This window comes from Pseudoalteromonas sp. K222D, assembly GCF_017653575.1.
In the GTDB taxonomy this organism is placed as follows: domain Bacteria; phylum Pseudomonadota; class Gammaproteobacteria; order Enterobacterales; family Alteromonadaceae; genus Pseudoalteromonas; species Pseudoalteromonas nigrifaciens.
Genome location: NZ_JAGGDL010000039.1, coordinates 17,203 through 31,085, shown reverse-complemented (window position 1 = coordinate 31,085; position 13,883 = coordinate 17,203). Strand labels below are relative to the sequence as shown.

Here is a 13,883-nt window from a genome sequence, read left to right as displayed (position 1 = left end):
TACCTCAGGTTAATATGCTGAGTAAATTATGCATAGGTGCCATTAACATTGGTATGTGGGGCTAATTACGCGCTTACCTTTTATCCATGTTAAATTATTCCCTTAAATATTTAAGGGAAAGTATCTTGAGATATGAGGTTAATATCTCAATTTTTATTAAAGCAGAAAAACCTTTTCACTTGAACTGTTATTTTGGTTAATCATATTAACTATAAATTCAAAAATTGGTTGAAAAACAGGCTCCATGGCTAAAGTTAAATTGCACTCAGAAGCTAGTAGGCCGTTATTAGCTGTAACCTATAACGGTATATAAATGTGAGTATTGGGGAATTATTATTAAGAGCTAAGCTACTCAAATGCATAAGCACGAGATTTTAAGTTCAACCAAAGCTTCAAAGAACACATCATACTCAAGTCAAATATTAGATAAACTTAGCCCCGAGTAAATTTAAATTATTTTCTAAACAAAGATAAGGTTATGTGCGATAATTAGTTGGGTAAGATGTGTTCTTTGGAGGTTGCATGGTAACTAAAGTACAAATAAGAAGTCAGTTTGATTTAATGAGCGAACTAACATTAAGACTAATAGAAGAGCTTAATCTATGTGAATATACAAAAGCCGAATATTATCAACTTCCTGATATAAGCACTGTTGATGAAGATAAAGTGGCCGAATCGATTAAAGTTACTAAAATATCAGGCGAACTAGCACATAAAGCTATATTAAATTCCTTTACTGACATTTATAAAAAACAAGGGCTAAGTAGCCGAGTTTTAAAGCGTCATCCTGGCCTATTAGTTATAAAAAATGCTGACAAACAAGCACTAATTAATCGAATTGCTCAAGTAAATAAGGCAAAAGCAGCGTTTAAAGAGTGTATTTTAGCTATTGATAACAACGATGCTCGTTTTGAAGCGGTGCATAATGCAGTACCCAACTTAATTACTTTGGCTGCTTATCGAAAAATTCATAGTGAACATGAATCGCCTTTTTCAGTACGATTTACCTGGATGCACAAACATGCAACTAAAACACTGACCAAAAAAATGGCCCTCGAAATGTTACAAAAGTCAGCTAGTTATAGAAACCCCAGAATGATCGACCAGCAAAAATGGCAGGCGCTAGTAGCACAAGAGCAATTACGGGTAGCAAGTTTAGGTGAAAAAGAAAAACTTAGAATTAGGCGCCCTACTCGAGTTAGCCCTCAGGTAAATGTGCGTTATACCGCGCAAAACCGTTATCACGTCAGTGCGGCGCTACCTTTTATTTTAATAAACCCAGAACCAGACGTAAAGCTTGGGATATTACCAAATTACGAAAAACCATTAAGTCATCCACGAAAACGTGACTATGATTTTTTAGTAGATCGACTTTATTTAGAACAAGTAGAAAAGTGATTATGTTAAAAAGGTCACGCTAGGTGACCTTTGTTATTATTGACTCTGCAATAAAAATTACTTATCTACTATTTCAACAAGTTTGTCTTCATCAATAAGCACAGCATTTTCTACAATACGCTTACCGCCTTGTATTTCAATACGTTTATTGTGTTTATTCAGAGTAAGTATCTCATCACAAAATTGGTCTGATGGATGCATTTCGTAAGTGTAGTCAATAATATTACCGGTTTTATCGTCTTTAACATTGGTAATACTGTACTCAGAGATAGCTCCTTTCTCGATCAAATCTTTCATTGTTGTGGTCATATCACGACGCAGCGCTTTTAATTTATTTTCGGTAATATTATCCGTTGAATAAATTGAGCCGTACTTTTCCATAATAGACAGTAATCTAAAATGGTATGTTTTACCCGGCGCTGCATAACGCCAAAGATGATATAAGCGCAGCATCATCCAACGCGACAATCCGCGTTTTAATTCTTGGGCGCTGTTAAAGTAATATCCTTTGTATTCAAGGTTATCAATCATGTTATGCACAAATGCATTTAAACACGCAACACATTTAACATTTCCGCCTTGACCTTTTTTTCCACTAAAATGCAGTGACGATAAAAAGTTCATGTTCGATTCGTAAAATGAATCATCAATATTTGTATTTTTGGTGTCTGTTGCTGAATATTTAAACGAAAGTTTCGAGCCTTGTAATGCTTCAAGTGATTCTTTAATTTGTGGATATGGCATAGATTGGCCAACGGTTTTCAGCTCTTGTGCTAATTCGTTCATTGAAAAAACAACAGCATATTGAATACCGGACTTAAAATTTATTTTTACTATTTTACCTTTAGAAGCTAAACGGATCAGCGCACGTTCTACTTTTTCTTCTCGATCTGATGGCCAAACCAAATATTCTACGTCTTCACCATCTTTGCGTGTGCTAACAACCGCCGGCGTTATTTTTAATTCACCATCGTACAAAATGCCATCTATTTTTTCAGATATTTTGCGTGTAATTATTGTTTTTTTAGGTGCTTCTTCTAATGGTAATTTTTTATGCCCTGAACGGACAAAGCGTCCCCATAAATCATAATGGTTAAAAGTATTCGAATAAGCACGTAATCCATGAGCTGCATTTTCTATCGAAATCCGCACATCTTTATTATCTGTAAACAGTGCTAAGCTTTCATTATCAATTGCACTTTCCACCCCGTGAATTTGGCCCCTTAGTGTATCGGGCAAGTTATCTACCGAGATGTTGACCTTTCGGCTCATTGTTGTTATTTCCATTTTTATTGCGACAGCTAATAACAACACATAAAGACAAAAAAGTTAAATGTTTAAGTTAGTATAAAAGTGATCTGAGCTAAAATAAAACCTTCGGATCACTATTATACTAAGCGGATGCTAATTAACTCAATTTAAGATCATTATTTTACTAACTAGGCAGTTACAAATCTCATTTTTACTAACTCAGTGAGATTTTTGTCCATTACAAAGCTAAATTTTTAATATTTAACACGACAAATTAACTAAAAAACTAAAAGCCCTGTGGATAAGCGCATATTGAGTTAGCATAGATCTGATCTGTACCTACTACAGATCAGATCTATACTAATTAAAAGCCTTCTTTTACTACAGAGTCGGTGTATAACTTTATAATTTACTTAGTATAAAACTGATCTACCAGACCTTTTTTGTGCACAACTTAATGATTAACCTGTGTGTAACTATTGTTTTAATTTTCAGCTTAGTAAAAAGCTGATCTGCTAGTAGATAAAGATCTGATCTTAACCAAGTATAAAGCTGATCTGCTTATTTTATTATTATTCATATAAATCATGTATTTATGACCTTTATTTAAGCCTCTATCCTTTAATACCTTATATACTTAACCATACTTAACCTTTCTATTTATACTAAGAGATATTAAGCATGTAAAAATATTATTAGATGTCTTGTTTATAAAACACATGTCACTATAAATAGTTGTTTACAGCAAATTGAATGGACATTATACTAACAGCCTAACTTTGAGGAATTAAGTATGTCTATCAATAATAATGCGCTAAGTACCTACCGGCTTTTGAAAGCAACAGCTGAAGTTGCCGAAAAGTCACTAGAAGGACGTATACAACATTATCGCGCTCATCTTAAATCTGAAGAAAAAGAATTAAGAACTTATACGCAAAAAGCAGCTGCCGATCTGCTAGGTTGTAACAATCGTACCTTAAAAAGACGCCACGACAATGGTGATTTTGATAATTTAAATATCAAACGTGGTGCAAATGGTCATTACGCTTACACTTTAGTAAATATTTTTGCTATGGCCGATATTATGGATATTCAGCCAGATCACCGTACTGGTGATGACAAACTGCAAGTTATTGTAATTAACTCCTTAAAAGGCGGTTGTGGTAAAACAACTAGTATGGTTAATATTGCAGCAGCACTGGCAACTACAAATATTAAACGCTATCGTATTGGTATTATTGATTTAGATCCTCAAGGTTCATCATCTAGCTTTTTTCCATCGGCAGAGCCCGATCCAATTACCGTTGGCGATTTAATGCGTGATTGTATTGATTTAGACGAAGGGGAAACCTGGCCTGAATTTGTATCAAACTCATTTTTACCTACGCATATTCCAAATATTCGTGTTTTACCATCTGGTATGGATGATTTTTATTTTGAACATGAAACAGCTACTTTACTCAAAGACACCTCAAATTATGAACAAACTCGTCATTATCATAAGTTACTTGAAAAAGTAATTGACCCAGTAAAAGACGAGTTTGATGTGTTATTAATCGACACAGCTCCAACACTTAACTTTATGTTTTATAATGCGTTAATGGCATCTACAGCAATGCTAATACCGGTTCATCCAGAAGCAGTAGACTTTGATGCAAATAATAAATATTTAAAACGTTTAGGTGAGATTTATCATACAGTTGCAGCCCTAGGCCATGAAGGATGGGACTTTATGCAGTTTTTAGTAACTAACTATGTAAAAGGTAACCACTCGCAACGCGATATCGTTAAAGATGTTCGTAGTGCCTTTGGTCGCCAAGTAATGAGTTACCCAATTAACCATAGCTCAGCAATTACAGCGAGTTCGTCTTCGTTTAACACTATTTTTGATCAAAAAGCATCAGATAGTTTAGCGAGTCGCGAATCGTTAATGCGTGCGCAAGAAAATATAAAAGATGTAGTTGATGAGCTCGAAATGCTGATCCGCTCTAATTGGCAATCTACACAATCAAAACTAAATACCCCTAAGTAAGGATGTTAAACAAAAATGGCTAAAAAACGTAAAAATGACACCCGCTTAGACCCTTTTGCAACAGCGGTTGGTAGTAGTAGTCTTGATGCTTTATTAGAGCAAGCAAATGCGGGCGATGTAATTCGTATGCCAGCGCCAAGCGATCCTAGCAGAGAAATTACCCTAGTTTGTAAAGTGATTTCCCATAGTGACATTGAGTCAACAACCCAGGTATATGGCAAAAACCGCCGTGTACAGTCGCTGTTAAATGAAAAGTCGGTATCCGATATTCTACCGGCAATAAAAGAAGATGGCCGTAATCAACACCCGGCACTTCTTTGGGATCAAGGCGATACAAGCTTAGTACTTGCGGGATCACGCCGCCGTAAAGCCTGCATTTTGGGTAATGCCGATTATTTAGTGTTGAGCTCTAGCGACTTTACTGATCAAGATGCAAAAATTTTAGCTGTTTCGTCTGATCAATACATAGCACCTAGCTTGTGGGAACTTGGACAAGCTTATCAAAACACTAAAAATGAATTAATTGAGCAAGGTAAAAAAGGCTCTTACCGTGAAATTGCAGTTATTGAAGGCGTATCGCATACCGCGGTTGCCGATGCAATAAAAGCATTCGAGCAAATCCCTGCAGATGTTGTTGCACTTTACCCTACAGCTAATCATGTTGGCCGTGAAGTGGCTAAAAAGCTGATTAGCGCAAAGGAGCGCGACCAAGCAGCCTTTAACTTGCTAGTTGCTGACATTGCTAACCATGAAGACATAAACGCAGCAGCAAGCGATGACAAGCGTGCAATGGCCATTACTAAGTATTTAACTACCGAGCCACAAATAGCCGTTAAACGTGAAGTTGTGCTTGAGAGTAACTTTGTTTCAGTACAGCGCAGTTTAAAAAATGGTGATGTTTCAGTAAAAATAAACAATAAAGTTATGACAGACAAGCGCTTAGAACAACTTACTAAGCTATTAGCTGCATTTAACTAGTTAGTAAAATAATGATCTATAAGGGTGTTAGCTTAGTTAAATATTGATCTGTACACCCTTTAAGTTAGTAAAAAACTGATCCCATATAGCAAAATTTAAGCATAAAAGAGTTACTTGCCTATTTTAGATCAGCTTTTTACTAACTAAATTACCTTTTTATCTTAGATCCTACCTGTTTTGCGCTTTGTTAGTATAAAGCTGATCTGTAAACCCCCTCCTTGTGTTAGTAAGTTGTTTTTAACTTGTGAGTTAGCTGTGTGTTTTATTTTAAATAAATAATAATTAGCGCATTATTTAGCTATAAAGCAATTTTTTACTAAGCGCTCAGCTCCAACCAGTTTATTTAACGTTAATATTGCTTTAGCTCAGAGCATATAAGGCATATACTAAAAAAATTGTTTTTAAAATTTAATACTTTGAGTGACATGTCTGCTAACTTATCTAAAACTGATCTAATGGCTATTTTTGAAGAAATTAAAAATGAGCAGGCTACCCAGTTTCCTCTTTCTGAACGCTTCATTAAAAAATTGTTTAAGCCCGCCGTATTGGCTAAAGGTAAAGCGTATTATAAAAACGGCCAAATTAGCTGGTTAGAGCATAATAGCGATTTTTCAGTTGTGGATTCAACAGTACGTGGCGACAAAGGTATTTCGTTTAATCAACGTATTGAGATCAGTAAAGTACCTACTGGTTATTCGGTAGATACTCACTGTACCTGTAACGTTAAAACAAAATGCCGCCACTTAGCTGCTATTTTGCTCAAACTTAAAATAGAACACTCGGGTGAGTACGGCGAAGACTACTTTATTAATGATTGGTTTACTGAACTCGGAGCACTTAAAAACAGTACCGAACAACCGCCTTCACAAGTGCTTTTATTTGTATTAGATGTAGAAAACAATAAAGTGTTTTTAACGCCCAAAATAGCTAATTACGATGAAAATCAAAGCTATGCCTTAGGCCGTAACCTTACCGAGCAACAGCTAAACAGCTTTGTAACTCCTAGCGATTTATTAGAAAGCGACTTTAGATTATTTAGCTGGATACGTTCACAAAATGCAGTAGGTAATATTGAGCTTAAAGGGCAATGGGGTTTTAACGCACTGCAACAGCTTATAGCAACTGAAAGATTGTTTTTACAACGATCACGCGTATCAATTAAAGCGCAAACAGGGCAAGCGTTAAGCTTTAGTTGGCAGCAAGTAAAAGATCTAACCCAATTAAAAGTTAATTTAGAAAACAGCAAAAATTGGACACTAATTAAAACAACGCCACCTACTTATTTAGATCTTGATACTTATAAAGTAGGACGCATTCGCACCCCTTTAAGTGCAGACGAAATTGCTCATTTACAAACAATTCCAGCATTACACGACACTAATTTTGACCGTATTTATAAACAACTCGCCGATAACTTTGGCTCGGGTGTTATTCCGCACCCCACTAATGAAAAAAACAATACTTCAAAACTCTCAAGTAATGCGGTTTTAAAAGTAACAATGTCGACAGAAGGATTAACGCTTTCGTTATTGTTCAAATATAAAAATAAAAATTATTTGGCAGGCACAGCGCCAGAAACCCTAGTAAATAGTGCTTTTGAAAACACCGTAAAAAACGAGCTAATAAACTTAGGTTTCGATTTTTGTAAAGGGGGTTTACAAAGTGAGTTTATTTTTAATAAACAATCGCCAATTCACTTACACTGGTTAGTGTATGAGGTGTTTCCTAGCTTTGTTCAACGAGGCTGGAAAGTATCGGTTAGTAAAGTAAATGCTGTTAACCCACAAAGCCAAGTAGCTTTGCATGTACACCGTACTGCGGGGCATCAAATGCAGTGCAAAATTATATTAAACGATGCTAAAGCCACGTTATTATTTAATCAAACTGATGCTCATTATGAATCGTTAAACCGTCAAAGTGAGTTGTTTTATTACTACCCAATAGGTCGTGAGTTTGGCGCTATAAATAAAACGGCTCTGCACTTGTTAAATGAGTTTAAACAACGATTTGAATTTATAAAAACCAGAGATGAGTTTAATATTCCGCTTTCATACTTGCCTGAACTGGTAAGTCATACTGCTATAAATGTTGAACTACACGACGAGTCATTGTCACGTTATTTAGAAGAGCTAAATAGTAATGACCAGTCGCGCCCCACTACGCTTATACAAGGGTTAAATGACTCAGTTGTATTGCGCGAGTATCAGCAGCAAGGCGTTGCGTGGTTAAACTTTTTAAAACGCCATCAGCTTGGCGGAATTTTAGCAGACGACATGGGATTAGGTAAAACTCTGCAAGTTATTGCCTATCTAACAAGTAGTTATAATAATGCGCAAGCAGGCCCTACACTCATTGTGTGCCCTACAAGCCTAGTAAGCAATTGGGAAAAAGAAATAACCAAGTTTGCTAAAAACTTAAAAGTAACCACTATTTTTGGTGCCCAGCGTAATGAGTTATTACAAAATGTAGCGCAAGCACAATGTATATTAACTACTTATCCGCTACTTAAACGCGATATTGCGTATTATTCACCACTTTATTTTGAAAATATTATACTCGACGAAGCGCAATATATTAAAAACGATACCGCGCAGGTATCGCGTTTAGTGAAGCGCCTTAATGCCGACTTTAAGCTTTGCTTAAGTGGTACGCCAATAGAGAACAACTTATTCGAGCTTAAATCATTACTTGATTTTGCTATGCCGTCATTACTTGGCTCACAAACGCATTTTAAAACTCACTTCCAAACGCCAATTGAGCGTGAGAGCAATGCAGAGCGAGCACAGCAACTTAAAGACTTAATTATGCCGTTTATATTACGCCGTACTAAAGCGCAAGTTGCACAAGAGTTACCGCTAAAAACAGAGTTAATTAAAGAGTTTGAATTTGAGCCAAAACAAAAAGAAATGTACCACAGTATTACTCAGGCATTAGAAGAAAAACTAACTGATCTGTTTTCTGAACAAGGTATGCAAAAAAGTAAACTCGCCTTTTTAGAAGCGCTGTTAAAATTAAGGCAAATTTGTTGTCACCCTAAATTAATAGAGCCAACAACTCAGGCTGGCAGTGCAAAACTAGAATGGCTAAGTAATCGCTTACCGCTAATGCTAAGCTTAGGTAGAAAAGTAATTATATTTAGTCAGTTTACTTCTGCGCTCGATCTTATTGCTGAACGCCTAAAAGAAATAAATATAAACTTTAGTTTACTTACCGGACAAACGCGCCAGCGCGATAAAGTGATTGATGAGTTTACCAGTGGTGCAACATCGGTGTTTTTAATTAGTTTAAAAGCCGGTGGTACGGGGCTTAATTTAACGCAAGCCGACACAGTAATTCATTACGATCCTTGGTGGAACCCAGCAGTAGAAAAACAAGCGACAGATCGTGCTTATCGTATTGGCCAAACTAATCCTGTGTTTGTGTATAAACTTATTATGGCAAATTCAATTGAAGAAAAAGTATTTAAAATGCAACAAGATAAACAAGCTCTTGTAGATGCATTATTTACCGAAAAATCAATGAGTTTTACCCAGTTTGACGAGCAACAAATGCTCTCTTTAATTAAAGATTAAAAATGTCTGTAAATATTCAGATCTTTTTTGAACTTAATTAAATATGCAGCGTCTACTATTATGCTAGCGGTTAAATTGCAGTTTAACCAAGCATTATGTTGATTTCCCATTTAGTTACTTAAATAAGTAATGATTTAGCCAGCCCACTTTAGGGCTGGCTTTTTTTATGCCTTTTTTACACGGCTGCTTTACACAAAACTTAAGTTTAATTTTTTTATACTTTTTTGAACTTAATTAAATATGCAGCGTCTACTATTTTGCTAGCGGTTGAATTGCAGTTCAACCAAGTTTCATGTTGATCCCCCTATTTAGTTACTAAATTTAGTAATGATTAAGCCAACTCGTTTGAGTTGGCTTTTTTTTTGCAAAAAATTACTTAGTAGCCCTCTTAAACAACATATAAATAAATTTAAATTATTATTGAACTAAATACTCAACTTGCCGTCTACTATTATGCTTGTGATTATATTGCAGTTAATTCAAGTTTCATGTTGATTCCCCTATTTAGTTACTAAGTTTAGTAATGATTGAGCCAGCTCGTTTGAGTTGGCTTTTTTTATGCCTTTAATTTATATCCCGCCCCTACTGCTATCGATAGTTATTCGTTATGATGGCATGTCTCTAAATTTAATAAGTTTATTTTATGTTTTCTCAGTTATTAACTAGCATTGATTGGCTAAGTGTAGGCGTAGGCGTTACCGCAGGTGGCGTAATTTGTAGCCTAGTATCTGCATCGCTTAGTAAAAAATTAAAACAACAACTTAGTGAGCAGCAACAGCAGTTGTCGTTATTGCAAAGTCAGTTTGAGAGCAAAACCCTGCAATACACCCAGTTAGCGGATGATCACGAACTTTTAGAACATACCCATCAAGAGCAACGCGACCAAGCGCAGCACTTTAAAACCCGCTTTACCGAACAAGAAAAACAAAGCCAGCAATATAATCAGTTTTGGCAAAAAGCCGAAGCCGAGCTAAGTGCACTGCGCAAACAATATAGCCAACGCGATGTAGAGCTAAATAATATACGCACTACGCTTGAGCAAAAACAACAACACTTTAGCGAACAACTTGCGCAAATAGAGCAAAGCAAAGAGATGCTTAAAAAAGAGTTCGAAAACTTAGCGAATCAAATTTTAGAAGAAAAGTCTCAAAAGTTTAAAGTGCTCAATCAAGAAAGCATTGAGCAACTATTAAAACCAGTGCAAGGCGAGCTAAAAGGCTTTCGCGACAAAATGGAGTCAATCCATGTTGAAGACTTAAAACAACGCGCCGCGCTTAAAACCGAGTTATTACATTTACAAGCAAAAAGCCAAGCCATAACCGAGCAAGCCGACAGGCTCAGTAACGCTCTACAAGGGCAAAAGAAAACCCAAGGCAATTGGGGCGAGTTAATGCTAGAAAACGTGCTCGACAGCGCAGGCTTACGCGCAGGCGTAGACTATAAACGCGAGGTGTCGTTTAACACCGAAGACGGCCGCTTACGCCCCGATGTAGTTGTGTATTTACCCCAAGGTCGCCATTTAGTTATTGACGCTAAAACTTCGTTAAACGCCTACACACGCTATGTTAACGCCGATAACGAGCTAGAAGCACAGCAAGCTATTAAAGAGCACGTTGAGGCTGTTAAAGCGCGTATAAACGAGCTTGCGAGTAAATCGTACGACCGTCTACCTGGGCTTAACTCGCCTGAAGTAGTGGTGATGTTTGTACCAATAGAGTCAGCCTTTGTTGAAGCGCTTAAATACCAAAGTGATATTTACCAGCAAGCAATCGAAAAAAATATCCTAGTGGCAACCCCCACTACCTTACTCACTAGTTTAAATATAGTTAAACAGCTATGGCGCTTTGAAGAGCAAACTAAACACTCAAAAGAATTGGCAGCTCGAGCCGAGCGTTTTTATAACAAGCTCAACGGCTTTTTAACCAGCATGGAAGGGGTTGGCAAACAGCTCGATCGTGCCAAAGAAAGCTACGACAAAGCGTTTTCGCAGCTTTACCGAGGTAAAGGTAACTTAATTAAACAGGCAAGCGAGTTTAAAGAGCTGGGCGTATCGGTACAAAAAGAGCTGCCAGCAGAGAGCGTTGAACGTGCAAATTTAGAATTAGATTAACTGCGTAGCAAAAGGGTTAGGTATTTAAAAACGGTAACCTTCATTACACAGCTAATGCCTACTTTTAATTAACATGGCGTATTAATTCCGTTTTTAAGCTTAATCCCTTAATAACGCGATAAACGCTCAGATCCTATTTTGCTTATTTGCTAAAGTAGCGGGGTCAGTATTTATTTAATAACCCCCCCTAGGAAACACGATGAAAATAATTAAAACCTCAGCACTGTTAGTTGCCATTCTGGCGGGTATAACCATACAAGGGTGTTCTATGACATCAAATACATCACCATCAACAACAGGTAATGCAGTTACACCTATTAGTAACCCGCTTACTCTTGAGCAAATTTATAAAGATAAATACTTTAAAGCACAGCGTAGTACTTACTTTAAATGGTTAGACGATGGCACTGGCTACACAGTACTTGAGCAACGTGAAGCCGATAAAAAAGTAGGCGTTAAAGCTGACGACGAGAAAGAGCACGGTGTAAAAGGCAACGACATTGTATTTTACAACGCCGATGGCACAGGGCGAAAAGTACTGGTTGCTTTTGAAAAGTTACTGCCAGAGGGCGCAGATGAAGCGTTTGCAATTGAGAGTTATCAATTTTCTAAAGATGGCCAGTGGCTCATGGTATTTACCAACAGTGAGCAAGTATGGCGTTCGCGCAGCCGAGGGGATTTTTGGTTACTTAACTTAAATACGAATAAACTCTCGCAGTTGGGCGGCGAAAACCCTGAGCCCAAAAAGCTTATGTTTGCTAAGTTCTCCCCCGACAGCTCAAAAGTAGCGTATGTGCGCGATAATAATATTTATATGCAAGCAGTTGGCAGCAATACCGTTAGCGCATTAACAACCGATGGCAGCGCTACCACAGTTAATGGTAATTTCGATTGGGTATACGAAGAAGAGTTTTCTATTCGTGATGGCTTTAGTTGGAGCCCAGATAATAAATCAATCGCGTATTGGCAGCTCGATACTAGCGGCGTTAAATACTTTACCATGATCAACAACACCAAAGCGCTCTACCCTAGCCTTACTGAATTTCCATACCCTAAAGCGGGCGAAACTAACTCAGCTGTACGCGTAGGCGTAGTGAGCCTGAGTGACAAGCAAACCCGGTGGGCTAAACTTGAGGGCGATAACCGCGATCGTTACATACCACGCATTAGCTGGGCAGGCGATGGTGAGTCGTTACTTATCCAAGACTTAAACCGCCCACAAAACCATAATAATTTATGGTTATTTAATTGGCAAAAGCAGCAGCTAACTAAAATACTGGCAGAAAAAGACGATGCGTTTATTGAATGGTTTTATAGTGCTAATTGGTCAAAAAGTGGTGAGTTTTTTATTTGGCACAGCGAACGCGACGGCTGGCGTCATTTATATCGCATATCGCGCGATGGCAAAAAAATTATCGACCTAACCCCTGGCGATTACGACATTGTTGATATGCTTGCAATCAACGAAGACAAAAACGTATTGTATTTTAGTGCATCACCAGATGATGCAGCTCAGCGCTATTTGTATCGCACAGCAATAGATGGCAGCAGTAAACCAGTACGAGTAACACCTGAGCAGTTTAACGGCTCCAACAGTTACTACGTGTCAAAGGATGCTTCTTGGGCCATGCATACCTATTCTAAATTTAATCAGCCGGCCGTTAAGCAAATTATTAAGGTGAGCGATCACAGTAATGTAAAAACCTTGGTCGAAAACAGCGAGCTGAAACAAAAATTAGCAGAGCAAAGTTTACCAAACCATGAGTTTTTTAAAGTAGCCGCGCGTGATGGCACCGAGCTTGATGGTTATATTATGTTTCCTGCGGATATGGATCTAAATAAAAAGTACCCAATCGTATTTTATGTTTATGGCGAACCTTGGGGATCAACCGTACAAGATCGCTTTGAAGGTAATAGCTATTTATACAAATCGTTATTAACTCAAAAAGGCTTTATTGTTGCATCAGTTGATAACCGCGGTACACGCGCACCAAAAGGCCGAGATTGGCGCAAATCTATTTATAAAAAAATAGGCTCAATTACAGTGCAAGACCAAGTTGACGCGCTCGACGCGATGGCTAAACGCTGGGATGTAATAGACACAGAGCGGGTTGGCGTATGGGGACACTCTGGCGGCGGCAGCTCTACACTTAATTTATTATTTCGTCACGGCGACAAATTTAAAGTAGGTATTGCTTCAGCACCTGTGCCCGATATACGTTTATATGACACTATTTATCAAGAGCGTTATTCGGGTAACCCAAACACCGACCCACAAAGCTATGATAATACCTCGCCAATTAGTTTTGCTAAAAACCTTAGCGGTAAATTATTACTGATCCACGGTACTGGCGACGATAACGTACACTATCAGGGGTCTGAGCGTTTAATTGACGAGCTTGTTAAGCATAATAAACAATTTGAGTTTTTTGCTTATCCTAATCGTTCACACAGCCTAAAAGAAGGCAAAGGAACGGCTTTGCATTACCACACTATGATGGCCGAATTTTTTGAGAAAAACTTACTAAAATAATGTCTAATT

Annotated in this window: 7 protein-coding genes; 6 read left to right on the top strand and 1 reads right to left on the bottom strand. The window is 37.5% G+C overall.

Features of this window, described 5'->3' with window-relative positions:
• The first annotated feature begins 522 nt into the window (after positions 1 to 522).
• Positions 523 to 1,398, top strand: a complete 876-nt coding sequence (locus J5X91_RS15180) for a DNA replication terminus site-binding protein (protein ID WP_011330183.1) — start codon at positions 523 to 525, stop codon at positions 1,396 to 1,398.
• 57 nt (positions 1,399 to 1,455) lie between these two features.
• Here the strand turns inward: J5X91_RS15180 and J5X91_RS15175 are convergent, their stop codons facing one another.
• Positions 1,456 to 2,670, bottom strand: coding sequence for a hypothetical protein (locus J5X91_RS15175; RefSeq protein WP_011330184.1), 1,215 nt, complete (start codon positions 2,668 to 2,670; stop codon positions 1,456 to 1,458).
• A 772-nt stretch (positions 2,671 to 3,442) separates the two neighbouring features.
• On the opposite strand from J5X91_RS15175, the gene J5X91_RS15170 reads away from it, so the two are divergent.
• The 5 genes from J5X91_RS15170 (at position 3,443) to J5X91_RS15150 (ending at position 13,874) form a co-directional block, all read left to right on the top strand.
• Positions 3,443 to 4,681, top strand: coding sequence for an AAA family ATPase (locus J5X91_RS15170; protein ID WP_011329644.1), 1,239 nt, complete (start codon positions 3,443 to 3,445; stop codon positions 4,679 to 4,681).
• 15 nt (positions 4,682 to 4,696) lie between these two features.
• On the top strand, positions 4,697 to 5,659 hold the full coding sequence (locus J5X91_RS15165; protein ID WP_011329645.1) for a transcriptional regulator: 963 nt from the start codon (positions 4,697 to 4,699) through the stop codon (positions 5,657 to 5,659).
• A gap of 425 nt (positions 5,660 to 6,084) precedes the next feature.
• The gene (locus J5X91_RS15160) at positions 6,085 to 9,231 is read left to right on the top strand and encodes a DEAD/DEAH box helicase (protein ID WP_208835162.1); all 3,147 of its coding nucleotides are present in this window, start codon (positions 6,085 to 6,087) and stop codon (positions 9,229 to 9,231) included.
• Positions 9,232 to 9,874: 643 nt separating this feature from the next.
• Entirely contained in the window at positions 9,875 to 11,341 is a 1,467-nt protein-coding gene (gene rmuC / locus J5X91_RS15155; RefSeq protein WP_208835161.1) for a DNA recombination protein RmuC, read from the top strand.
• Positions 11,342 to 11,540: 199 nt separating this feature from the next.
• Positions 11,541 to 13,874 carry a S9 family peptidase gene (locus tag J5X91_RS15150; RefSeq protein WP_182678667.1) on the top strand — a complete coding sequence of 778 codons (2,334 nt, stop codon included), beginning with the start codon at positions 11,541 to 11,543 and terminating at the stop codon, positions 13,872 to 13,874.
• Positions 13,875 to 13,883: the final 9 nt, after the last annotated feature.